The organism is Streptomyces sp. NBC_00102 (assembly GCF_026343115.1).
In the GTDB taxonomy this organism is placed as follows: Bacteria; Actinomycetota; Actinomycetes; order Streptomycetales; family Streptomycetaceae; genus Streptomyces.
In genome coordinates this window covers 2689874-2713810 of record NZ_JAPEMC010000001.1, presented here as the reverse complement: position 1 = coordinate 2713810, position 23937 = coordinate 2689874, and the positions used below count along the sequence as shown (strand labels likewise).

The following is a 23937-nucleotide window of genomic DNA, read 5'->3' as shown; positions in this document are numbered from 1 at the left end:
GACGTGAGGACCGACGTGAGGACCGACGTGAGGACCGACGTGAGGAATGACGTGATCACTTCGCTGCTCGTCGCCAACCGCGGCGAGATCGCCTGCCGGATCTTCCGCACCTGCCGTGCGCTCGGCATCACCACCGTCGCCGTGTACTCCGACGCGGACGCCGGCGCCCTGCACGTCCGCGAGGCCGACCTCGCCGTACGCCTGCCGGGGGCGACGCCCGCCGACACCTACCTCCGCGGCGACCTGATCGTCGCCGCGGCGCTCGCGGCGGGGGCCGGTGCCGTGCACCCCGGATACGGCTTCCTCTCCGAGAACGCCCCCTTCGCCGCCGCCGTGCAGGACGCCGGACTCCTCTGGGTCGGCCCGCCGGTCAAGGCGATCGAGCAGATGGCGTCGAAGACCCGCGCCAAGGAGCTGATGGCCGCCGCCGAGGTGCCGCTGCTCGCCCCCGTCGACCCGGCCACCGCCACCGAGGCCGATCTGCCGCTGCTCCTCAAGGCTGCGGCGGGCGGCGGCGGGCGCGGCATGCGGATCGTCCGGGAACTGGACACACTGAGCGGCGAGTTGACAGCCGCGAGGGCCGAGGCCGAGTCCGCGTTCGGGGACGGCGAGGTGTTCGCCGAGCCGTACGTGGAGCGCGGCCGGCACGTCGAGGTCCAGGTGATGGCCGACGACCACGGCACCGTGTGGGCGCTCGGCACCCGCGACTGCTCCCTCCAGCGCCGCCACCAGAAGGTCGTCGAGGAGGCCCCCGCGCCCGGCCTCGGGGAGGAGTTGCGGACCCGGCTGCACGACGCGGCGGTGGCCGCAGCCCGGGCCGTCGGCTACCGGGGCGCCGGGACCGTGGAGTTCCTGGTCTCCGCCGAAGGGCGGCCGTACTTCCTGGAGATGAACACCCGCCTCCAGGTCGAGCACCCCGTCACCGAGGCCGTGTTCGGGCTCGACCTGGTCGCCCTCCAGATCCGGACCGCCGAGGGCGAACCGCTGCCCGCGCCCACCCCGCCCGCCCCCGAGGGGCACGCCGTGGAGGCCCGCCTCTACGCCGAGGACCCCGCCCACGACTGGCGCCCGCAGACCGGACTCCTGCACGCGCTCGACCTGCCCGAGGAACCCGGGGTGCGCCTGGACACCGGGTACACCGGCGGGGACACCATCGGCGTGCACTACGACCCGATGCTCGCCAAGGTCGTCGCCCACGCCGCCACCCGCACCGAGGCGGTACGCCTCCTCGCCCGCGTCCTGGAACGCGCCCGCGTCCACGGTCCGGTCACCAACCGGGACCTGCTGGTCCGCTCCCTGCGCCACCCCGACTTCCTCGCCGCCCGCCTCGACACCGGGTTCTACGACCGCCACCTGCACACCCTCACCCCCGCCCCCGACGAGGACGCCGTCCGCCGCGCCGCCCTGGCCGCCGCCCTCGCCGACGCGGCGACCCGCACGGCGGGCGGAGTCGGGGGGCCCGCCGCCGTGCCCGCCCGCTTCGGCGCCTGGCGCAACCTCCCCTCCCAGCCGCAGACCAAGCGCTACCGCGCCGAGCCCGACGCCGGGGAGTACGAGATCGCCTACCGGGCCACCCGCACCGGACCCGTACCGCACGAGGCACCCGGCATCCGCGTGACCGAGGCCCGGCCCGACCGGGTCACCCTCGAACTCGACGGCGTCACCCGCCGGTTCGCCGTCACCGTGCACGGCGACCAGGTGTACGTGGACACGGCGGACGGCTCGCACACCTTCACCGCCCTGCCCCGCTTCACCGACCCCGCCGCCCGCAGCGAACCCGGCTCCCTGCTCGCCCCCATGCCCGGCACGGTCGTCCGCGTCGCGGAGGGCCTGGCGCCCGGGGCCGCCGTCGAGGCCGGGCAGCCGCTGATCTGGCTGGAGGCGATGAAGATGGAACACCGCATCCTCGCCCCCGCCACCGGCACCCTCACCGCGCTGCACGCCGCGCCCGGCCTCCAGGTGGAGGTCGGCGCCCTGCTCGCCGTCGTACAGGACACGCCCCACGTACAGGACACGCCCGAAGAGGAATCCCACGCCCAGGAGGAACCGCAGCCATGAGCACCGTCCTCGAATCCACCGAGCACCAGGCGCTCCGCGCCGCCGTCGCCGCCCTCGGCAAGCGCTACGGGCGCGCCTACATGTCCTCCGTCATCGCGGAGGGCCGGCACACCGACGAACTCTGGTCGGAGGCGGCCAAGTCCGGCTACCTCGGCGTGAACCTCCCCGAGGAGTACGGCGGCGGAGGCGCCGGGATGGCGGAACTCTCCATCGTGCTGGAGGAGTTGGGTGCGGCCGGTGCGCCGCTGCTGATGATGGTGGTCTCCCCGGCGATCTGCGGCACGGTGATCTCCCGCTTCGGCACCGAGGCGCAGAAGCGGCAGTGGCTCCCCGGGCTCGCCGACGGCAGCCTGACCATGGCCTTCGGGATCACCGAGCCGGACGCCGGCTCCAACTCGCACCGGATCACGACCACCGCCCGCCGCGACGGCGACGACTGGCTGCTCACCGGCCGCAAGGTCTTCGTCTCCGGCGTCGACATCGCCGACGCCACCCTCATCGTCGGCCGGACCGAGGACGCCCGCACCGGCACGCTCAAGCCCTGCCTTTTCATCGTCCCGCGCGACGCCCCCGGCTTCGGCCGCTCGCAGATCGACATGGAACTCCACGCTCCCGAGAAGCAGTTCGAGCTCGTGCTCGACGACGTACGGCTGCCCGCCGAGGCGCTCGTCGGTGACGAGGACGCCGGGCTGCTCCAGCTCTTCGCCGGGCTCAACCCCGAACGCATCATGACGGCCGCCTTCGGCATCGGCATGGGCCGCTACGCCCTCGGGCAGGCCGTCGAGTACGCCAAGACCCGGCAGGTCTGGAAGACCCCGATCGGCGCCCACCAGGCCATCGCCCACCCACTGGCCGTCGCCCACGTCGAACTCGAACTCGCACGGCTGATGATGCAGAAGGCCGCCGCCCTCTACGACGCGGGTGACGACATCGGCGCGGGCGAGGCCGCCAACATGGCCAAGTACGCGGCGGGGGAGGCCTGCGTGAAGGCCGTGGACCAGGCGGTACACACCCTCGGCGGCAACGGCCTCACCCGTGAGTACGGCCTCGCCTCGCTCATCACCGCCGCCCGCGTCGCCCGGATCGCCCCCGTCAGCCGCGAGATGATCCTCAACTACGTCTCCCACCAGTCGCTCGGCCTGCCCAAGTCGTACTGAGTCACTGCTCGTTCCTCGGCACTCCGCACCCGTACGCACCACGCGGCGCACCCGTCCACCCGGCGCGGTGCGCCGCCGCCGCACAGCCTCCGCACCCGCCGCCCACGCGTCGACAGGGGACCGCCATGGTGTTCCGCAGTGAGTACGCAGACGTCTCCATCCTCAGCACCCCCATCCACGAAGCGGTCCTCGGCCGGGCCGCCGAGTTCGGGGAGACCGTCGCCCTGATCGACGGAACCAACGGGATGGCCCTCAGCTATGGCCAACTCGACCACTTCCACCGGCGGATCGCCGCCGCGCTCGCCGAGGCGGGGCTCCGCAAGGGGGACGTCCTCGCCCTGCACAGCCCCAACACCATCGCCTACCCGCCCGTCTTCTACGGGGCGACCAGGGCGGGTGCCTCCGTCACCACCGTCCACCCGCTGGCCACCGCCGAAGAGTTCGCCAAACAGCTCACCGACGCCTCCGCGAGCTGGATCGTCACGGTCTCCCCGCTCCTGGAGACCGCCCGCCGAGCCGCCGAACTCGCGGGCGGCGTACGGCAGATATTCGTCTGCGACACCGCCGACGGGTACACCTCGGTGCTCGACATGCTCGGCTCCACCGCCCCCGAACCGCAGGTGGAGATCGACCCCGACGAGGACGTCGCGGTGCTGCCGTACTCCTCCGGCACCACCGGCGCCCCCAAGGGCGTGATGCTCACCCACCGGTCGATCGCCACCAACCTGGAGCAGCTCCAGCCCTTCGTGCCGCTGCTCCGGGGCGAGCCGATCCTCGCGGTGCTCCCCTTCTTCCACATCTACGGGCTCACCGCCCTGATGAACGGGCCGCTCCGGCACGGCGCCACCGTGGTCGTGCTGCCCCGCTTCGACCTCGACCAGTTCCTCGCCACCATCGAGAAGCACCGGATCGCCGGGCTGTACGTCGCCCCGCCCATCGTGCTGGCCCTCGCCAAGCACCCGGCCGTCGCCCGTTACGACCTCTCCTCGCTCCGCTACATCGTCTCCGCCGCCGCCCCGCTCGACGCCGAGCTCGCCCGCGCCTGCTCCGAGCGGCTCGGGCTGCCCCCGGTACGCCAGGCGTACGGCATGACCGAGCTCTCCCCGGGCACCCACGTGGTGCCGCTCTCCGAGGAGAACCCGCCGGACGGCACGGTCGGCAAACTGATCCCCGGCACCGAAATGCGGATCGTCCGGCTCACCGACCCCGGCACCGACGCGGAACCCGGCGCCGAGGGCGAGATCCTGATCCGGGGCCCCCAGGTGATGAAGGGCTACCTCGGCCGCCCCGACGCCACCGCCGCCATGATCGACGCGGACGGCTGGGTGCACACCGGGGACGTCGGCCGGGTCGACGAGGACGGCTGGCTCTACGTCGTCGACCGAGTCAAGGAACTGATCAAGTACAAGGGCTACCAGGTCGCCCCCGCCGAACTGGAGGCCCTCCTGCTCGGCCACGAACACCTCGCCGACGCCGCCGTCATCGGCGTGTACGACGACGCCGGCAACGAGGTCCCCAAGGCGTTCCTGGTCCGCTCGCCCGCCCCCGAGGCGCAGAAGCTCACCGCGGAGGACGTGATCGCGTACGTCGCCGAGCGCGTCGCCCCGTACAAGAAGGTGCGGCGGGTGGAGTTCATCGACGCGGTGCCCCGTGCCACCTCCGGCAAGATCCTCCGCCGCGAACTCCGCGACCGCGAAAGCGCCACCGGGACCGGGGACGGAACCGGGGCCGCCACCGAAGGGAACCCCGCATGAGCAGCCTCGCCGCACCCGTCCACGACCGGGGCATCACCACCCTCGCCCTGGACGCCCCCGCCCGCCGCAACGCCCTCTCCGCCGAACTGGTCGGCGAGCTGGCCGAGGCGCTCGACGTCTGCGCCGCCGACCCGGCCGTACGCGCGGTCGTCCTCACCCACACCGGCACCACCTTCTGTGCCGGGGCCGACCTGAAGTCGCCCGCCGACCCACGGGAGTTCGTCGCCCTGCTGCGGAAGATCGTCGCCCTGCCCAAGCCCGTGGTGGGCCGGATCACCGGCCATGTCCGGGCCGGGGGGCTCGGACTGCTCGGGGCCTGCGACATCGCGGTGGCCGGACCGGGCGCGAGCTTCGCACTCACCGAGTCGCGCCTCGGGCTCGCCCCGGCGGTGATCTCGCTGACCCTGCTGCCCCGGCTCGAACGCTCGGCGGCGGCCCGCTACTTCCTCACCGGGGAGCGGTTCGACGCGGCCGAGGCCGCCCGCATCTCCCTGGTCACCCTCGCCGCGGGAGACCAGGCCGGGCCCGCCGCCCCCGGAGAGGGCGCCGACGAGGTGGACAAGGCGCTCGAACCCGTACTGGACGGACTGCGCAAGGCGTCCCCGCAGGGGCTGATGGCGTCGAAGCAGCTGGTCACGGCTACCGTGCTGGAGAGCTTCGACCAACACGCCGAAGACCTCGTCGCCCTGTCCACCGCGCTCTTCGCCTCCGACGACGCACGGGAGGGGATGACGGCCTTCCTCGAACGACGGGACCCCGCATGGGTGTGGTGACGCCCCCGAACGACACGCCCCACGCCGGAACGGCCGCGGGCGCCGCCAAGTCGCCCAAGCAGGACCGCAGCCGGGCCACCCGGCAGCGGCTCCTGGAAGCCGCCGTCGCCTGCCTCGCCGTCCACGGCTGGGCGGGCTCCACGGTCCAGGTCGTGGCCGAACGCGCCGGGGTCTCCCGAGGGGCGGCGCAGCACCACTTCCCCACCCGCGAGGACCTGTTCACCGGGGCGGTCGAGTACGTCGCGGAGGAACGGTCCGCCGCCCTGCGGGCGCTACCCGTCCAGGGCCGCGCGGAGGTCGTCGCCGCGCTCGTGGACCTGTACACCGGGCCGCTCTTCCGCGCCGCGCTCCAGCTCTGGGTGGCCGCCTCCAACGAGCCGCAACTGCGCCCGCGGGTGACGGAACTCGAAGCGCGCGTCGGCCGGGAGACCCACCGGATCGCCGTCGCCCTGCTCGGGGCCGACGAGACCCGGCCCGGGGTGCGCGAGACGGTCCAGGGACTCCTGGACATGGCCCGCGGCCTCGGCCTCGCCAACGTCCTCACCGACGACACCGCCCGCCGCCGGAGGGTCGTGGCCCAGTGGGCGGCGCTGGTGGAGAGCGCGCTGGACTGAGCGTCGGCGAGCACGCGACGGCGGTTTCCGGACGTTCGCGCGCGCGACGCCCGGGCCGCCCGGGGGTCGCCCCTGACCGTGCCCCGCCTGAGACCGGCCGGACATCGCGGGCTCTGGCAGGGCCGCGCCTCACGTGCCGTACGTGAAGAATCCGTCAACCGGAATGTGCGACATCTGCTGCTATCCGAGGTTCTCTCAAATGCCATACATTCGGGCACTGTGCAGATATCCGCCGGTCAGTAGTCGTAAACGGAGCAATCCTTTCCGTTTTGCCGCCGCAAAATCGTTGTCCTGAGATTTCATCAGGTGTTACTGTCCGTTCATTGTGAGGGAGGCGTCCCCGCATGCACGGGGGTGGCGAATGCGCAAAAGGCACCGATGTCAACGTCACGAAGAGCGCGGACGTGCAGATGTGGCGCCGACATCATGCAGCCCCACGGCTCGTACGACACCAAGACGTTCACGGCCTGCTTCAACGGCAGCACGAGCAACGGCGAGTGGGCCGAACTGGGTTCAGGTATGAAGGGCGTGTACTTCCAGATCATGAAGATCGGTGGCTCGACCTTCGGCCCGCGGCTCACCGTGAACAGCGCCAGCGTTGACACGGCCAAGGCCGACGGCTGATCGGATTTCCGCCCCGGGTCGGCAGTCAAGCGGACCCGGGGCGTGTCCTTACCCTCTGTGAGTCACGATGAAATTCACCACTGCATTGAGAAGCAGCAGTGTGCGCTGGGCCGGCCCTGCCGTCCTGCTCATGGCCGCCCTTTATTACCTGACGGGGGAAACCGCTCCGCCCAGTTCTTATCACCATTGGGCTCCGGCAATAGTCTCGGCTCCGCTCATGGTTCTCTACGCACTCGCCTACGCCGCTTCCGCTGCTCTGGGCGTATGGGAAAGCGGACGGCTGCGCAAGGCACACGTCTGGGAATCGCTGCCCTCCCGGAGCCGTTATCGGGTCGCGGTCAACGTGTTGTTTCCGGTTGTTCTCCTCTCCTGGCTCGTTCTGCTGCTGCCCCCCGCCGTGTCCCTGGCGCGCAGCGGCACCGCCCCCAGCCTCGACTCCTTGCGGCTGCCTCTCATGGGCATGGTGATCGTCGTCGCCCACGCCGTCGTCGGCTTCGCCATCGGGTCCTTCCTGCCGCGCCTGATCGCCACTCCCGTGGTCGCGGTCGTGGACTGGGTCGCGATCGCCTTCACCCGGGCCACTCAGCCCTACTGGCTCCGTCATGTCTCCGGACAGTTCTCGGACATCGGCTTCGGTGAGGTGCCCCGCTTTGTGTCCCTCGCGGCCCCCGTCCTGCTGGCCGGCGGCGTCGCCGTGGGCCTGATGCTGCTGTGGCTGCCGTGCGGCCCCCGGGTGCTCCGCGGAGCCCTGGCGCTGTGCGTCGCCGCGGCCGGTGTCCTGGGTGCGCAACACCTCGCCCGGGACTGGTCGCACACCCCGCCCACGGCGACCGGCCAGGCTCCCGTGGACTGCACGGGCGTGCGACCCCGGGTGTGCGTGCCGCGCGTGGCCACCGGGAACCTCGCCCGCACCCAGCGCGAGGCCGCCGAGACGCTGAGCACCCTGCGCGCCGCCGGTGTGCCGGGCGCCGCCCCCGAGCGGATCGAGGACGTGCTCGACGGGCCGGCCACGGCCGGTGCCGGGAACCGGGTGTGGCGGCTGAGCCTCATGACGGCCGACCGGCCGCACGAGGCGGGCTACCAGGTCATGGTCCGGGCGCTGAAGTTCCGCTGCGCGACCGTGCCCGCCGTCCAAGCCCATTCCGTGTGGCTGTGGGCGGCCAACCGCACCGGCCAGGTGGACATGTACCAGGAGAACCGCAAGCGCGACGGTGTCACTCCCGAGAGCCTGCAGATCGAGAGCAAGGTCTCCGAAGAGGTCCGCACCGTGCTCGCCACTTCGCCGTCCGCGCAGAGGACGTGGATACGCGAGAACCTCGACTCCTGCACGGGGAGCACGACATGAGGTGGTGGATCGGAACGCGCCGGGCCGGAATCATGGTTCCGCTCGCCTTGGCCGCCTTCCTCCTCCCCCTGCTCGCGGTGCAGAACACCCAGGTCGTCCTGCCCTCCCTGATCGGCTCGCCCCGGGTCGCGCTGACCCTCTTCGTGCCCGTACCGCTCGTCGCCTGCCTCATGCACGTCCTGGAGTCACGCGTGCCCGCCCCGGAGGACTCGGGGGTCAGGCCGGTGGGGCGGTACGACGCCGCGCTCGTCGCCGCCGTCGCCGCGGCGGCACTCTGCTGTGCCCTGCTGGTCGCTGCGGCGGGCGGGACGCAGGAGGCCGCCGCGGCGGGCCGCAACGTGCTGTTCCTGGCCGGCCTGATGCTGCTGGGGCGTGCCGTGTTCGGCGCCTCGGCGGTCCTGGTCCCGGTGGCTTGGCTCGTCATCGTCGTCGGCATCGGCTTCCGCGGCAATGTGCCGCGGGTGTGGACCGTGGTGCCGGAGACCGCCCACGACGCCCCGGCGGCAGTCGCCTCCCTGCTGGTGTTCACCGCCGGCCTGACCGCTCTGATCTTCGCCCCGAGGAAGGCCCCGTGACCCTCGAACTCACCCGCTGCACCTACCGGTACCGGCGTGGCCGTCAGCCCGTACTGAAGGACTTCGACTACGCGCTTCCCGACGGCCTGTCCATCCTGCTGGGTCCCAATGGTGCAGGAAAGTCGACCCTGTTGAAGCTCGCGGCCTCGGTGACGCGTCCGCAGCGCGGCAGCGTCCACCTCGACGGGATCGCCGCGGGAACCCGGCAGTACCGCCAGGACGTGGCGTGGATGCCGCAGGACATCACCCCGATGCCCGGCCTATCCGCTCGCGAGTACGTTGCGTACATCGGCTGGCTCAAGGGCATGAGCCGCCCGGATGCCTGGAAAAGGGCCCGGCAGGCCCTCGTGCAGGTCGACCTCGCCGACCGGATGAACGAGCGCAGTGACCGCCTCTCCGGGGGTCAGTTGCGGCGTGTCGGGGTGGCCGGGGCGTTGGTGCACGGGGCCCGTGTGCTGCTGCTCGACGAGCCCACGGCCGGCCTCGACCCCTATCAGCGAAGGGTGTTCCGGGACATGCTCGCGGGACTCACCGGCGACATCCGGGTGCTGCTGTCCACGCACGACGTCGCCGACCTCGCCGAGGAGGCCGACCACGTCACCGTGGTCTACGACGGCAGGATCATCCACCACGGTGACACCGGCTCTTTCCTCGCCCTCACACCGCCCGGCACCGTCGCGGGCCGTGCGGCGGAAGGCGCCTACACGGCGCTGCTGCGCGACAGCGGTGCCAGGGCCTGAGCGGGACAGCCCTCACGTGCTGGAAGACCGGCGGGGACCGGTCTTCCAGCACCCGACCTCAGCCCGTGACCGGGCTGATCGAGTCGAATCCCTCGATCTCGCGCGGGTCCCGTGCAGCCGGGCCCACGTACTCGGCCGAGGGCCGCACCAGCCGGCCCGTGCGCTTCTGCTCCAGGATGTGCGCCGACCAGCCGGCCGTGCGGGCGCAGGTGAACATCGAGGTGAACATGTGCGCCGGGACCTCTGCGAAGTCCAGCACGATCGCCGCCCAGAACTCCACGTTCGTCGCCAGCACCCGGTCCGGGCGCCGCGCGTGCAGCTCCTCCAGCGCCGCCTTCTCCAGAGCCTCCGCCACCTCGAAGCGGGGCGCGGCGAGTTCGCGCGCGGTACGCCGCAGCACCCGGGCACGGGGGTCCTCGGCGCGGTAGACGCGGTGGCCGAAGCCCATCAGCCGCTCGCCCTTGTCCAGCGCCCGCTTCACGTACGCGGTGGCGTCCCCGGTCCGCTCGATCTCCTCGATCATGCCGAGCACCCGGGACGGGGCGCCGCCGTGCAGCGGGCCCGACATCGCGCCGACCGCGCCCGACAGGGCCGCCGCCACGTCCGCGCCGGTCGACGCGATGACCCGGGCGGTGAACGTCGAGGCGTTCATGCCGTGTTCGGCGGCGGACGTCCAGTACGCGTCGACGGCCTTGACGTGCTTGGGGTCCGGCTCGCCGCGCCAGCGGATCATGAACCGCTCGACCACGGACTCGGCCTTGTCGATCTCGCTCTGCGGCACCATCGGGTGCCCCTGCCCGCGCGCCGACTGGGCCACGTAGGACAGGGCCATCACGGCCGCCCGCGCGAGGTCGTCGCGGGCCGTCGCCTCGTCGATGTCGAGCAGCGGTTTCAGGCCCCACACCGGGGCGAGCATCGCCAGCGCCGACTGCACGTCGACCCGGATGTCGCCGGAGTGGACAGGGATGGGGAACGGCTCGGCGGCCGGCAGACCGGGGTTGAACGCCCCGTCCACCAGCAGACCCCAGACGTTGCCGAAGGACACCTTGCCGACGAGGTCTTCGATGTCGATGCCGCGATAACGGAGCGCCCCGCCTTCCCTGTCCGGTTCGGCGATCTCCGTCTCGAACGCGACGACTCCCTCAAGTCCGGGTACGAATGCGGACATCAGGCGGCTCCCTCTGTGCGGCTGCGAGCTGTGTCGGCGAAGGCCCCCGGGCGCGCAGGCACGGGACGGCCTCCGATGGGACCTGACCCCTGATAGTGGCGGCTTCCCCCGGGGCAAGGAAGGGTGATGTCCGGCACAACACCCTTGCGTGTCGTGGGGCGGAGGCGTCCGGACCAGGTCTTCCCGCCCGCCTCGCTGCCGGGCGAACTCCCTGCGGCAGGATGGGCCCGTGCCCACAGCTGACCCGACACCTCCGTCCGCACCTCGTCCGGCCGTGTCCCCCGCTTCCGATTGCACCATCGATCCGGCGGCGATGCGCGAGCAGTACCGCTCCGAGGCCTTCGACGAGCAGGATCTCGCCCCCGCGCCCATGGAGCAGTTCGCCCGCTGGTTCCGCCAGGTCGCCGCCCACGGCGCGCTGCACGAGCCGAACGCCATGGTGGTCTCCACCGCCTCGCCGGACGGCCGCCCGACCTCCCGCACGGTGCTGCTCAAGGGATTCGACGAGCGCGGCTTCGTCTTCTACACCAACTACGAGTCCCGCAAGGGCCGGGAGCTGGCCGCCAACCCGCACGTCTCGCTGCTCTTCCCCTGGCACCCGCTCGCCCGCCAGGTCCAGGTCACCGGCGTCGCGGAACAGGTGAGCCGCGAGGAGACGGTGGCGTACTTCCGTACCCGCCCGCACGGCTCCCAGCTCGGCGCGTGGGCGAGCGCGCAGTCCACCGTCATCGGCTCCCGCCGGGAGCTCACCGAGCGCTACGAGGAGCTCGCCGCCCGCTACCCGGAGGGCACGAAGGTGCCCGTACCGCCGCACTGGGGCGGCTTCCGGGTGACGCCGGAGACGGTGGAGTTCTGGCAGGGCCACGAGAACCGGCTGCACGACCGGCTGCGGTACGTACGGCTCCCCGCGCCGGAGTCCGGCCCCGCCTGGCGCGTGGAGCGTCTCTGCCCCTGAAGGCGAACATCCGGGAAAATCACGGGAGAGAACGGGAAAAGCAGAACCCGCAGGCTCGGGTCCCTCCGTGCGGAGGAGCCGGCCGGATCTACCGGCGAGCCTGCGGGTCGGTGACTGCTTGGGTTTCGGCAGACAGCCTGCCGAGGTGCACGATGTGCGACGACGGGCTGTCAGCCCGCAGCCACCTCACGAATCCGATAAGACTGCACTTTTCGGATCACCTCCTTTCAGCGTGTGCGGCAAGCCTAGGAACCTCGTACCGGCCGCACAACCGATTTATCGGAAGCGGGTGTGCGCCCGGTCACAGTCGAGTTCAATGAGTTCTTGACGTGCGGAAACGCGCGCGGGAACGCGCACCGCCAGGGCTGCGGTGCGCGCGGTGGGGACGGCACGTTCTGCGGGGGGTACGGAATGAGTCCTTCCATGGGCAGCGGTACGGCGGACGCGTCCGCGTCGGACGCCACGGGCGCCACGGGCGCCACAGGTGCCGCAGAAGCCACGGGCGACCCGGGCGCCACGGCGACCGGCACCGGTCCGGGCGGCGGGCCCGGCGCCGAACTCCTCGCCGCGCTCCTCGACGGCATGGACACCGCCCTCTTCGCCCTCGACGCCACGGGCACCGTCACCCACTGGAACCGCCAGGCCGAACGCGTCCTCGGCTGGAGCGCCGCCGAGGCGGTCGGCCGGGACGGCTTCGCGGGATGGGCGGTACGCGGCCCCGACGCCGACGAGGTACGCCGGCGGCTCATGGAGATCCAGGACTCCCAGGGCCGCCAGGTCCACGAGTTCGCCCTGGTCCGCAAGGACGGCGGCCGGGTCCTCGTGCGCATGCAGGCCGCCGGGATGCGCGGCGAGGACGGCGGTCCGGCCGGGGTGTACTGCGCGTTCAGCGAGGCGCACGCCCAGATCGACCTGGAACGCTCCATCGCGCTCAGCGAGGCTCTCTTCCAGGACGGGCCCTGGGGCGTGGTCCTGGTCGACGCCGATCTGCGGCCCACCGTCGTCAACGCGCACGCCGCCCGCGCGCTCGGCGGCGGCCGGACCTCCCTGCTCGGCCGCCCCCTCGGAGAGGTCGTCCTCCAGGGCGTCGAGGACCTCGAAGGCGCCTTCCACCACGTGCTCGCCGCCGGGGCACCGCCCGCCCCCGCCGAACTCTGGGTGACCCTGCGCGGCCGCGAGGGCGAGCGGCGGCGCTGCTGGCGCAGCGGCTTCCTGCGGCTCTGCTCGCCCCTCACCGAGGAGGCGGTGCCGCTCGGGGTCGCCTGGCTGTTCCAGGACGTGACCGAGGCGCGCGCCGCCGAGCAGGCCGCGGCCAGACTGCGCTTCCGCTCCGCCCAGCTGCACCGCGCCGCCAGGGCCGCCGCCGAGTGCGAGGACCCGTGGGAGGCGGCGACCACCACCCTCGACTTCTCGCTGGCGGGTTTCGCCGACCACGCGCTGCTCGACCTGGTCGCGGGGGAGCGGCTGATCCCCACCGCGGCCACCCCCACGGACGCCCCCGGCCCCTGCCTGCGGGTGGCCGGCGGCTCCCTCCCGGCGCGGTACGCCGCCGGCCACCCGGCCCTCCAGGCACTGGACCGGATCGCCCCGGTCCGGGTCAGCGCGGGCGCCACCGCGGGTTCCTGGGCGGCCGAGCGCCAGTGGCCCCGGCAGGCGGCGCACGCCCTGTGCGTGACGCTCCGCAGCCGGGGGCGCACCCTCGGGGTCGTGACCTTCCTGCGTACCGCCGACCGCCCCGCCTTCGAGCGCGAGGACGCGGCCCACGCGGAGAGCGCGGCGGTCCGGGTGGCCTCCGCGGTCGACCTGGCCCTGCTGCTCGACGGGCGTACGGACGGCTGACCCCGCCCCGGCGCGGGGGCCCGCGTCAGTGCTGGTAGAAGATCCGGTCCCGGTTCTCCTCGAACACCCGCCGGTTCCACTCGTGGCCGCCGTCCACGTTGCCGGAGCGCAGCAGCGGCGGCTCGATGCCGCGTGCGGCGAGCTCCTCGGCGGCGGCGGCCATCGTTGCCTGCATCAGGGCGCTGGTCACGACGGTGGAGGCGGGCGCGAACGGGGCGCCGACCCCGGGGGCGGTCAGCACGGCGTCGCCCACCGCGATCTTGCTGTCGAGGACGATGTCGCAGTGGTCGAGCAGGAAGCCGCCCGACGCGGCCCGCGACGAGGTGGCGGCGGCGTACGCCACCGAGGTCACCCCGATCACGGTGAGGCCGCGCGCCCGGGCCTCGCGGGCCATCTCGACGGGCAGGGTGTTGCGGCCGGAGAGCGAGATGATCACCAGCAGGTCGCCCGCGGTGGCCGGGCCGGCCTCCAGCACGGTGGTGGCGAGCCCCTCCACCCGTTCCAGCGCGGAGCCGAGGGTCGCGGGCATCACGTCGACCCCGACCGTGCCCGGCACGGCGAGCAGGTTCATCAGGGCGGGCCCGCCCGCCCGGTACACCACGTCCTGGGCGGCGAGCGAGGAGTGGCCGGCGCCGAAGGCGAAGAGCCGGCCGCCCGCGGCGATGGTGTCGGCGACGGCCGCTCCGGCCGCCGCGACGGAGGCGGCCTCCTCGTCGCGGACCCTGGCCAGCAGCCCGATGGCCGCGTCGAAGAACTGGGCGGCCAGCTTGCTCTCGCTCATCGGGGGGAGCCCTTCCGTCGGGGGATGCCGCGATCACGTTGCGGTCCGGACCGCCGCACTGTCAATAGCGTCCCCGGCCGTGCGCCGCCCCGCCCCGGGCGGCCCGGGGGACGACCCGGCACGGTTGTCGGCGCAATGCGTCAGAATTGGGCCAGGGCCACAGCACGGCGGCATGACGTTTCACCGTCACAGTTATGAGGGGCACGAATGTCCGGACTGATCGACACCACGGAGATGTATCTCCGCACCATCCTCGAACTCGAAGAGGAAGGCGTGGTCCCGATGCGCGCCCGTATCGCTGAGCGGCTGGACCAGTCCGGTCCGACGGTCAGTCAGACGGTGGCCCGGATGGAGCGCGACGGGCTGGTCCAGGTCGCCGGGGACCGCCACCTTGAGCTGACCGAGGAGGGCCGCCGTCTGGCCACCCGGGTCATGCGCAAGCACCGTCTCGCCGAATGCCTGCTCGTCGACGTGATCGGCCTGGAGTGGGAGCAGGTGCACGCCGAGGCCTGCCGCTGGGAGCACGTGATGAGCGAGGCCGTGGAGCGGCGGGTGCTGGAGCTGCTGCGCCACCCCACGGAGTCCCCGTACGGCAACCCGATCCCGGGTCTGGAGGAGCTGGGCGAGCACGCCGAGGCCGATCCGTTCCTGGAGCAGGGCATGGTCAGCCTGGCCGAGCTGGATCCGGGCAGCGAGGGCAAGACGGTCGTGGTGCGCCGGATCGGCGAGCCCATCCAGACCGACGCCCAGCTGATGTACACGCTCCGCCGCGCCGGGGTCCAGCCGGGAGCCGTCGTCAGCGTGACGGCGGCGGCGGGCGGCGTGCTGGTCGGCTCGGGCGGTGAGGCGGCGGAGCTGGACAGCGAGGTCGCCTCGCACGTCTTCGTCGCCAAGCGCTGAGCGACCGGGCCCGCGCGTCGGCACGGGGGCGCTCACCGGAGGGTCCCCGCGCACGGCGGGGGCACACGGGAGCACGCGCGACGGCCCCGCACCTCCGGGACCGGGCACGCGCCGGTACGGCACCGCCGAGCCGGCGCGGACGCCGCACGGGCACCGGTCGGGCACCGGGCGGGCGCTGACCAGGAGCGGAACACCCAGCACGTCCCGAGTCACGTACGAGTCCCGTCGTACGGGACTCGTACGGGACCGAAGAGGCGGGCGGCACGGCGATCGAACCGTGACGCCCGCTTTCTCTTTTTCCGTACGGAATCGCAGCGGCCGGGCGCCTCGCGTGCCAGGCTGAAGCCAGGCATATGACCTGAGGTCGCCGGCCGGGTGGGCCGCGCGGCAGGGGAGGGAGCAGGGAATGCGCCCGTCGTACCTGCATGTGCAGCGGTACGCGCCCCCTGTGCGCCTCCGCACGCCTCCGGCGGACGCCATCCCGGGGACCACGGCCCGCGCCCCGGCCCCGCCCCGGGGGGCGTGTGCCGAGGAGTGCGCCCCCGCCCGCGCCGCGGTGGCGGCGGCGCGAGGAAGACCGAAGACCCCGGCGCCCATGGGCGCCGGGGTCCGCTTCCCCGGTACCGACCCGGAGCCCCGAGCTCCCAGGGTCGTTCCTGCGGACCGTCATCCCCGAGCGGCCCGCTCCCCGCTGAACATCTCCCCAGGTCGGCGGCGGTCAACCATGGAACGTTGTCACCCGAAAGAGCGGTGTTGAACGCCAGTCCCAGCGTTTTCGAATAAAGGTTCGATAGTGTGAGCGGCGAGGCCACCCGTGATCGAGAACCAGAAGGGGATGCCAGGACATATGGTGCGGCGCATCGACGTGACGGGCTCGGACGGCGTCCGGCTCGCGGCCTGGGAGTTCACCGATCCGCCCAAGGGGCGCGCGGACGAGTCGGGTGCGCCGGGGGTCTTACTGCTGCACGGACTGATGGGCCGGGCCACCCACTGGGCCGCCCAGGCCGAGTGGCTCTCGGAGCGGTACCGCGTCGTCGGGCTCGACCAGCGCGGCCACGGCCGCAGCGAGAAGCCCGCGGACGGCCCGTACACCCGTGACGCGTACGTGGACGACGTCGAGAGCGCGGTCGAACAGCTCGGCCTGGGACCGGTGACCCTCGTCGGGCACGCCATGGGAGCCCTCACCGCCTGGCAGTTCGCCGCCAAGCGCCCCGACCTGGTCCGCGCCCTGGTCGTCTGCGACATGCGGGCCTCCGCCCCCGGCGCCGCCACCCAGCGCGAGTGGAGCGACTGGCTCGACTCCTGGCCGCTGCCCTTCGCCACCCTCGCCGCGGTGCGCAAGTGGTTCGGCGAGGACGATCCGTGGGTGGAGCGCCCCAACCCCGCCCGCGGCGAGTTCTTCGCCGAGGTGATGGTGGAGGAGGACGACGGCTGGCGGCCGGTCTTCTCCCGCCGCCAGATGCTGGAGTCCCGGGCGACCTGGGTCCTGGACGCGCACTGGGAGGAGCTGGCGCAGGTCGGCTGCCCGACGCTGGTGCTGCGCGGGATAGACGGCCAGCTGGGCCGGGCCGAGGCCCAGGAGATGGTCCGGGTGCTGCCGCTCGGGCAGTACGCCGAGGTGCCCGACGCCGGCCACCTCGTCCACTACGACCGGCCGGACGCCTGGCGCGCCGCCGTCGAACCCTTCCTGGAACAGCTCGCGGACGCCGCCCCGGAGCGGGTGGTCTCCTGACGCTTCCGCGGGCGCCCGGACCGGGGCGCCCGCGGAAGCGGAGGTCCAGCCCGCGGGCTCACCCCTTGCTGACCGCCGCGAGGATCTCCGGCAGCCGGTCCGCGGTGCGCTTCCCCGCGAGCCGCAGCCCCGCCCAGGCGACGGCCACGCCGTACACCGCGCCCACCGGCACCACCAGCCAGAGCGACCCGTGGTCCGTCACCGTCAGCGCCACCGTCAGGACGATCACCGGCGCGGCCACCACCGCCGATCCCAGCATGCCGGTCACCACGGACAGCCAGGCCAGCCCGCCCTGCCCCGGCGCCACGTTCTTGAACCCGCCGTCCTGCGGGATCGAGTACGGGAAGAGCGCCGACCCCAGCGCACCCAGGCCGGACATCGCGCCGAGCAGGGCGCACGACACCCCGACGACCCCGGTCAACGAGCCCCAGGAGCCGAGCAGCCCGGCCGTCACCGCGCCCACGGCCAGGGTGTACGGCACGGTGACGACGGCCAGCGCCAAGGCGCGCGCCCGCAGCTCCTCGTACGCGTCGCGCGGCGTCGAGATGGTCTGCGCCACCATCCAGAAGGCCGAGGTGTCCTGGCCGAACTGGTTGTACATCTGCATCCCGAGCAGCCCCGGCGCGAAGCAGGCGAAGTAGACCGAGCCGGTGCCCTGGAGGGCGTTGAACACCGGCACGATCAGCCCGACCGCCAGCGAGGTGATCCAGGCGCCCTTCGTCTTCGGGTCGCGCAGGACGTACCGCAGGCTCCGGCCCATCACCGTGCGGGTCCTGCCCTCGGGCAGCAGCCGGCCCAGCCGGGGGCTCCGGCCGTCGCGGGCCTTCTCGCGCGACGGTCCGGCCGCGGCGATCGTCGAGCCGTCCGGGGCGGTCATCAGCGTCACCAGACCGCGCTGCCACCACCACAGCAGAGCGGCCAACGCCACCACCGAGACCAGGAGCTGCGCCACCGCCTCGCCGTACGCCCCGGTCGACGCCGAGTCCACCGCGCCGATCGCCGAGGCGGCCGGCAGCCACCGCACCACACCGGCGGCCGGCTCCAGGGAGGAGAGCCCGCCGGCCTCGCCGATGCGCTGGGCGCCGAAGTTCACGAACTGGATGCCCACCGCGATCACCAGCCCGCTCAGCACCGCGAGATCACGGCCCCTGCGCGAGGTCAGCAGCCGGATGTTGGCCGTGGCGACCGACCGCGCCAGCGCCACGCAGATCAACAGCGCCAGCGGTACGGCGACCACCCCGAAGACCACCGCGAGCGCCCCGTGCGCGAGCGCGACCACCGAGCCCACCAGCAGGCAGAGCGCGAACAGCGGCCCCACGCCGACGAGTGAGGCCGCCAGCAGCGCCCGCACCAGCGGACGCGGGCGGAGCGGCAGCATCACCAGCCGGCTCGGGTCCAGCGTCTCGTCACCGCTCGGGAAGAACAGCGGCAGCACCGCCCATCCCAGGGCGAGCACTCCGGTGGCCAGCACCGTCACGGTGGCCGCGTCCCGGCCCTCGCCGCGCAGCAGCACGAGTCCCAGCAGCTGTCCCGCCGCGATCAGGACCACCACGACGAGGGTCACCACGAACGCGGCCCGCCGCCCGGCCGACTGCCGCAGCCCGTTGCGCAGCAGCGCCAGCTTCAGCCGCACGAAGAGGGGAACCAGCCCCTCGGTTCCGGAGTCCGGCACGCTCGTCACGGGCGCGGGACGGCCTTCCAGGACGCTCATCGCCCGCCGCCCAGCCAGTCGAGGCCGTCCGCGCCGTCCACCGCACGCGCTCCGACCAGGTCCAGGAACGCCCGCTGGAGCGAGGGCTCCGCGCCCCGCACCTCGGCGAGCGGCCCCTGTGCCTTGATCCGGCCGCCCGCCATCACCGCCACCCAGTCGCAGAGCGACTCGACCAGCTCCATCACGTGGCTGGAGAAGACGACGGTCGCCCCGGACCGGGTGTAGCGCTCCAGGACTCCCCGGATGACCTGCGCGGAGACCGGGTCGACCCCCTCGAACGGCTCGTCCAGGAAGAGCACTTCGGGGTTGTGCAGCAGGGCGGCGGCCAGCCCGATCTTCTTCCGCATGCCGGTCGAGTAGTCGACCACGAGCTTGTGCCGTGCGCCGCCCAGATCGAGCACGTCCAGCAGCTGGGAGGCCCGCTTGTCGGTCTCGGCGCCGGGAATCCCGCGCAACCGGCCGTTGTAGGCGAGGAGTTCCTGCCCGGAGAGCCGCTCGAAGAGCCGCAGCCCCTCGGGCAGTACCCCGATCCGCGACTTCACCGACACCGGATCGGTCCACACGTCGTGGCCGCCGATCTCGACCTTCCCCATGTCGGGCCGGAGCAGCCCCGTCACCATGGAGAGGGTGGTCGTCTTGCCCGCGCCGTTCGGGCCGACCAGCCCGATGAACCGGCCCGCCGGAAGGTCCAGATCGATTCCGGAGACGGCCACCTGCTCCCCGAACCGCTTCCACAGCCCCCGCACCCGCACGGCGGGCGGCCCCGACGGGATGTCGGCCGCCCCGTCGTCCGGGGCGTTCTCGGTCTCGGTCCGGTCGGTCCGGTCAGGCATCGCACGGCCTCTCGTCAATCCCCACAGGTGGGGACCACCCTACGAAAGGCGCGTCCGCGCGTCCGCCGCTTCGCGGGCACAGGCGTACGACAACGGGCTGACGAGCTCCTCGGCTTCGGGCAGCCAGCGGTTGGCGGCGGTGGGGCGGCGGGCCCACTGGACCGCGCCCCGGCCGCCGATGCGGGTCGGCGGGGCGGCGACGTAGTGGCCCTCGCCCCGGGCGACGAGGTCGATCGAGGCGGCGTTCCAGCCGAGGTGCATGACGAGATCGGGGACCTTGGCCGCGGCGCCGGGCGAGACGAAGAAGAGCATGCGGCGGTCGGGGGTGCAGGTGGCCGGGCCGAGCGTCAGCTCCATCCGCTCCATCCGCGCGAGCGCCAGGAAGCCCGCCGACTCGGGGACGTCGATCACGTCGAAGTTGCGGCCGGTCGGCAACAGGATCGAGGCGGCCGGGTGCTTGGACCACATCCGGCGGGCCGCCGCACCGCTGCCGGTGGCCTGGCCCGCCCAGTCCGGGCGCGGGGCGTGCGCGCCGGGCAGGGCGCAGTGCGCGTCCCCGCAGCTGCACCGCTCGTGTCCGTCCACCGCCTCCAGCCAGGTGCCCGGGAACACGTCCCAGTGGCGTTCCTCCGTGTACCGGACGGCGGCGTCGAGCAGTTGCTCGCCGCGCTGCGGGGGGAGCGGGGCGTTTCCCGTGACTGTGATCGGCTTTTCCACGTTCAGCACAACTCCCGGCACCACCGGGGGTTACGGCCGCACCCCGCCGCCGTACCGGTGCACCGGCACCGCATATGGGGCGCACGGGTGCACGGGCGGGGGCGCGTACGGGACCGGGCGCCGATGTGCGGGTAGGGAACGCCAGGGCCGTGCGTCGGCCCGGCCTCCGGGCGGTTCCGGGGGGACGGGAGCGGGGCGCACGGGTCTTTTGCGTGAAGTGGCCGAAAACAGCAACTCTCGTGCTGGTCGTACCGAATACAGAGGAATGGGCGCATTGCCTGCGCCTGCGACGGGCAGTGATGCCACCACCTATCACCGCGTTTCCCAGGGGGAGTACATGGCAGCCAGACCACTCGTAGCCCGACAGCCGAACGAACGGCTGCAGACACTCATCCAGGAGGCGGCGTGTTCCAACGCGGGCCTGGCCCGCAGGGTCAACATGGTCGGCGCGGAGCGGGGACTGGATCTCCGGTACGACAAGACCTCGGTGGCCCGCTGGCTGCGCGGGCAGCAGCCCCGGGGCCGGGCGCCCGGGATCATCGCCGAGGCCATCGGCCGCAAGCTCGGCCGCACGGTCACCATCGACGAGATCGGCATGGCCAACGGCAAGAACCTCGCCTCCGGCGTCGGCCTCCAGTTCGCCCCGACCGTGCTCGGGGCCATCGAGCAGGTCTGCGAGCTGTGGCGCAGTGACGTGGGCCGCCGCGACCTGCTCTCCGGCTCCACCGTCGCGTCCTCCGCTCTGGTCGAGCCGAGCCGGGACTGGCTGATCACCGGGACCGACCCCCAGGTCGCCCGCAACGCCGGTGCGCGGGTGGGGCGTTCGGACGTGGAGGCGGTCCGTGCGATGACCGCGGCGCTGGTCGACCTCGACCACCGGTTCGGCAGCGGGCACGTACGCCCGGTGCTGGTGCACTACCTCAACAGCGTCGTCTCCGGGCTGCTCTCGGGGGCGTACCGCGAGTCCGTCGGACGGGAGTTGTTCGGCGCGGTGGCGCGACTGACCGAACTCGGCGGCTACATGGCCATCGACACCGGCCAACCGGGCCTGGCCCAGCGCTACTACATCCAGGCGCTGCGGCTGGCGCAGGCGGCGGGCGACCGGGCGTACGGCGGCTATGTGCTGGCCGCCTCGATGAGCCACCTCGCCGCCCAGCTCGGCAACCCCCGGGAGATCGCCCAGCTCGCCCGCGCCGCCCAGGAGGGCGCCCGCGGTCAGGTGACGCCGCGCGCGGAGTCGATGTTCCTCGCCGCCGAGGCGCGCGGACACGCACTGCTGGGCGACGCCGCCACCTGCGAGGAGGTGGCCGGCCGGGCCGTGGAGGCGCTGGAGCGGGCCGACGCGGACACCGGTGACGACCCGTCGTGGATCGCGCACTTCGACGAGGGGTACCTCGCGGACGAACTCGCCCACTGCCACCGGGACCTGGGCCAGGGCACCGCCGCCGCCCGCCGGGCCAAGGAGGCGCTCGCCGCGCTTCCGGAGACCCGGGCCCGGCGTCGCGGCATCGCCCTGGTGCTGCTCGCCTCCGCCCAGGTCCAGCAGCGCGAGGTCGAACAGGCCTGCTACACGGGCCTGCGGGCGGTGGAGCTGCTGGAGACGGTGCGTTCCAGCCGGGGCGCGGAGTACCTCGACGACCTCCAGCAGCGGCTGGTGCCGTACGGGGAGGAGTCGGCGGTACGCGAGTTCAGCGCGCGCCTGGAGCTCCAGGCCGCCTGAGAGCCGGCCGGGACAGGCCCTGAGGGTCTGTCGGGGGCGGGAACAGCGCGCGGGAGCCGTCGCCGCACGCGCCGTACGGGAAGGTGTGCGCCGACCGCACTCCGGTACGCGCGCGTGCTCCGGCGACGTGGCGGAAGTCTCGGTGCGGGTCTGCGCCCGGGCGTCCACCGTCCGCCCCGGGCCGCGGCGGTCATCGCGCCCTCGCACCTCTGAGCTGCGAGTTCTTGCCGCGTACGGTGGCCCGGTATCCGGCGTCCGCCGGCGGCCTCCCGGGGCGTCGCGGAGTCGTACGGGTGGTGAAGGGACGGTGCGGGGCGCGGACGCGCTTGGCGAAGCCGGGCAACCACCCGATAGCGTGAGCCGACGATTCCGTTGGCTGACACGTAGGAGTCCCGGTGACGCAGAGCGGACAGGGTGACGATCAGCAGCTTCCTGCTGTACGGCCCGCCCACGAAGGTGTCGTGCTGCCCGCGGACGGTGGTGCCCCCTGGAACCCCGCAGCGGCGGACGGCCGGTCGCAGGGGTCCGCCCCGGCGGGCGGCCCCCCGTGGGACGGCCAGGCATGGGGGTCCCAGGCGCCACAGCAGCACCCGGGCAACCAGGCGCAGGGGCAGCCGTCCCCGTACCAGCAGCAGGGCGGCTACCCGCAGTCCGGCGGCTACGGCGTGCACGACCCGTACCAGCAGGCCCAGCAGACGCAGTACCTGCCGGCGTCCGGCGGGTACCAGGACGGACAGCCGAACGGCTATCAGCAGCCGCCGCAGGGGCAGCCGATGCCCCCGTCCCAGCCGCAGCCGTACGCGCAGCCGCTGCCGCCGGAGGCCGTACCGGGCAGGGCTCCGGGCGGGGACTCCGACGCCACGCAGTTCATCGCACCGGTCCCGGCCGGGCAGGACAACGACGCGACCCAGTACATCCCGCCGACCCCCGGCGCCCCGTACGACATACGTCCGGGGGCACCGGAGGACCGGCGGCCCCCCGCGGAGTTCGACAACCTCTTCCGCAGCGACGAACCGGCCGGCGCCACCACGCAGATGCCCCGGGTCGACCCCGCGCACCAGCAGCCGGGCGCGCAGCAGCAGTACGGCTACCCCCAGGCGCAGCCGCAGGGGCAGCAGCAGGGGTACCCCGGCGGCGGCCAACTCCCGCCCCAGGCCCCGCAGCAGGGGTACAACCCCGGCTACCAGAGCCCGCAGGCGCCGTACGAGAGCGCTCAGGCCGCGTACGAGCCCGGGCCGGAGCCGCGCCGCAGGTCCGCGCACATCCCGCTCATCGCGGCCGTGGTGGTCGGCTGCGCCGTCATCGGGCTCGGCGCCGGTGCGCTGCTGAGCGGCGGCGACGACCCGAAGGACGACAAGCAGCCGGTGGCCTCCGCGAGTTCACCTGCGGCCGACTCCTCCGGGCAGGCGTCCGAGGACCTCGCCAAGCCGCAGGCCGAGGAGCTGGACAAGCTGCTCGCCGACAGCAACAGCAGCCGCACCGCGGTGATCAACGCGGTCGAGAAGATCAAGGCGTGCAAGGACCTCGACCAGGCCGCCGCCGACCTCACGGGCGCCGCCCAGCAGCGCCGCGGACTGGTCGACCGGCTGAAGGACGTGCAGGTCGACAAGCTGCCGGACAACGCGGCACTCACCGCCGCGCTGACCCAGGGCTGGGAGGCCTCGGCCTCGGCCGACGAGCACTACGCGGCCTGGGCGAAGCAGGCGAAGGGCAAGAAGGTCTGCAAGGGCAACAAGCCCGCCGCCGGCACCAACGAGACCAGCAGGGCCGGCGAGAAGAGCGGCGAGGCGACCACCGCCAAGAAGAAGGCGTCCCGCCTGTGGAACGCCATCGCCCAGAAGTACGGGCTCACCACCCGCACCTACACGGAGCTCTGAGCCCCGCGGGCATGGCCGGACGGCCGGGAGCCGCCTCACCCCCCGTGGGGACGCGGCTCCCGGC

20 protein-coding genes are annotated in these 23937 nt (G+C 73.2%); 15 read left to right on the top strand and 5 right to left on the bottom strand.

Translation table 11 applies throughout. From position 1 onward, the window contains the following. The first annotated feature begins 51 nt into the window (after positions 1-51). From OHA55_RS11960 to OHA55_RS11920, 9 genes are all read left to right on the top strand, one after another. A complete protein-coding gene (locus OHA55_RS11960; RefSeq protein WP_266705571.1) occupies positions 52-2058 on the top strand; it encodes a biotin carboxylase N-terminal domain-containing protein in 2007 nt (668 codons plus the stop codon). Beyond that, positions 2055-3215: an acyl-CoA dehydrogenase family protein gene (locus OHA55_RS11955; RefSeq protein ID WP_266705569.1), complete on the top strand. Its 1161-nt coding sequence runs from the start codon at positions 2055-2057 to the stop codon at positions 3213-3215. Before OHA55_RS11960 ends, OHA55_RS11955 begins: the two co-directional genes overlap by 4 nt. A 125-nt stretch (positions 3216-3340) precedes the next feature. After that, complete coding sequence (locus OHA55_RS11950; protein ID WP_266705567.1) at positions 3341-4969, top strand: 4-coumarate--CoA ligase family protein; 1629 nt, start codon at positions 3341-3343, stop codon at positions 4967-4969. Then, positions 4966-5742: an enoyl-CoA hydratase family protein gene (locus OHA55_RS11945; RefSeq protein WP_266705565.1), complete on the top strand. Its 777-nt coding sequence runs from the start codon at positions 4966-4968 to the stop codon at positions 5740-5742. The genes OHA55_RS11950 and OHA55_RS11945 overlap by 4 nt, the downstream gene beginning before the upstream one ends. Then, on the top strand, positions 5730-6356 hold the full coding sequence (locus OHA55_RS11940) for a TetR/AcrR family transcriptional regulator (protein WP_266705563.1): 627 nt from the start codon (positions 5730-5732) through the stop codon (positions 6354-6356). Before OHA55_RS11945 ends, OHA55_RS11940 begins: the two co-directional genes overlap by 13 nt. 426 nt (positions 6357-6782) lie before the next feature. Continuing rightward, entirely contained in the window at positions 6783-6980 is a 198-nt protein-coding gene (locus tag OHA55_RS11935; RefSeq protein ID WP_266705561.1) for a hypothetical protein, read from the top strand. A 217-nt stretch (positions 6981-7197) separates the two neighbouring features. Beyond that, positions 7198-8325: a hypothetical protein gene (locus OHA55_RS11930; RefSeq protein ID WP_266705559.1), complete on the top strand. Its 1128-nt coding sequence runs from the start codon at positions 7198-7200 to the stop codon at positions 8323-8325. Next, on the top strand, positions 8322-8900 hold the full coding sequence (locus OHA55_RS11925; protein ID WP_266705557.1) for a hypothetical protein: 579 nt from the start codon (positions 8322-8324) through the stop codon (positions 8898-8900). Before OHA55_RS11930 ends, OHA55_RS11925 begins: the two co-directional genes overlap by 4 nt. Continuing rightward, complete coding sequence (locus OHA55_RS11920) at positions 8897-9640, top strand: ATP-binding cassette domain-containing protein (protein ID WP_266705555.1); 744 nt, start codon at positions 8897-8899, stop codon at positions 9638-9640. Before OHA55_RS11925 ends, OHA55_RS11920 begins: the two co-directional genes overlap by 4 nt. Before the next feature lie 58 nt (positions 9641-9698). Here OHA55_RS11920 and OHA55_RS11915 read toward each other — a convergent pair whose 3' ends face one another. Beyond that, entirely contained in the window at positions 9699-10808 is a 1110-nt protein-coding gene (locus OHA55_RS11915; protein ID WP_266705553.1) for a citrate synthase 2, read from the bottom strand. Between the two features lie 313 nt (positions 10809-11121). On the opposite strand from OHA55_RS11915, the gene pdxH reads away from it, so the two are divergent. Next, positions 11122-11763 (top strand): pyridoxamine 5'-phosphate oxidase, encoded by a 642-nt coding sequence (pdxH, locus tag OHA55_RS11910; protein WP_266710576.1) that lies wholly within the window; start codon positions 11122-11124, stop codon positions 11761-11763. 423 nt (positions 11764-12186) lie between these two features. Then, a complete protein-coding gene (locus OHA55_RS11905) occupies positions 12187-13602 on the top strand; it encodes a PAS domain-containing protein (protein ID WP_266705551.1) in 1416 nt (471 codons plus the stop codon). A gap of 25 nt (positions 13603-13627) precedes the next feature. Here the strand turns inward: OHA55_RS11905 and OHA55_RS11900 are convergent, their stop codons facing one another. After that, the gene (locus tag OHA55_RS11900; RefSeq protein ID WP_266705549.1) at positions 13628-14383 is read right to left on the bottom strand and encodes a sugar isomerase domain-containing protein; all 756 of its coding nucleotides are present in this window, start codon (positions 14381-14383) and stop codon (positions 13628-13630) included. A 207-nt stretch (positions 14384-14590) separates the two neighbouring features. On the opposite strand from OHA55_RS11900, the gene OHA55_RS11895 reads away from it, so the two are divergent. Next, positions 14591-15283, top strand: coding sequence for a metal-dependent transcriptional regulator (locus OHA55_RS11895; protein ID WP_266705547.1), 693 nt, complete (start codon positions 14591-14593; stop codon positions 15281-15283). An 847-nt stretch (positions 15284-16130) separates the two neighbouring features. Then, positions 16131-17015, top strand: coding sequence for an alpha/beta fold hydrolase (locus OHA55_RS11890; protein WP_266710574.1), 885 nt, complete (start codon positions 16131-16133; stop codon positions 17013-17015). A 58-nt stretch (positions 17016-17073) separates the two neighbouring features. On the opposite strand, the gene OHA55_RS11885 is transcribed toward OHA55_RS11890, so the two are convergent. Genes OHA55_RS11885 through OHA55_RS11875 form a run of 3 tightly spaced genes read right to left on the bottom strand, consistent with a single transcriptional unit; the run spans position 17074 to position 20285 of the window. Next, positions 17074-18726, bottom strand: coding sequence for a transporter (locus OHA55_RS11885; protein WP_266705545.1), 1653 nt, complete (start codon positions 18724-18726; stop codon positions 17074-17076). Then, positions 18723-19559, bottom strand: coding sequence for an ABC transporter ATP-binding protein (locus OHA55_RS11880; protein WP_266705543.1), 837 nt, complete (start codon positions 19557-19559; stop codon positions 18723-18725). Before OHA55_RS11880 ends, OHA55_RS11885 begins: the two co-directional genes overlap by 4 nt. A gap of 39 nt (positions 19560-19598) precedes the next feature. Further along, complete coding sequence (locus OHA55_RS11875) at positions 19599-20285, bottom strand: bifunctional DNA primase/polymerase (RefSeq protein WP_266705541.1); 687 nt, start codon at positions 20283-20285, stop codon at positions 19599-19601. Positions 20286-20613: 328 nt separating this feature from the next. On the opposite strand from OHA55_RS11875, the gene OHA55_RS11870 reads away from it, so the two are divergent. Beyond that, positions 20614-21996 carry a transcriptional regulator gene (locus OHA55_RS11870; RefSeq protein WP_266705539.1) on the top strand — a complete coding sequence of 461 codons (1383 nt, stop codon included), beginning with the start codon at positions 20614-20616 and terminating at the stop codon, positions 21994-21996. Positions 21997-22391: 395 nt separating this feature from the next. Further along, a complete protein-coding gene (locus OHA55_RS11865) occupies positions 22392-23873 on the top strand; it encodes a hypothetical protein (protein WP_266705537.1) in 1482 nt (493 codons plus the stop codon). Positions 23874-23937 lie beyond the last annotated feature (64 nt).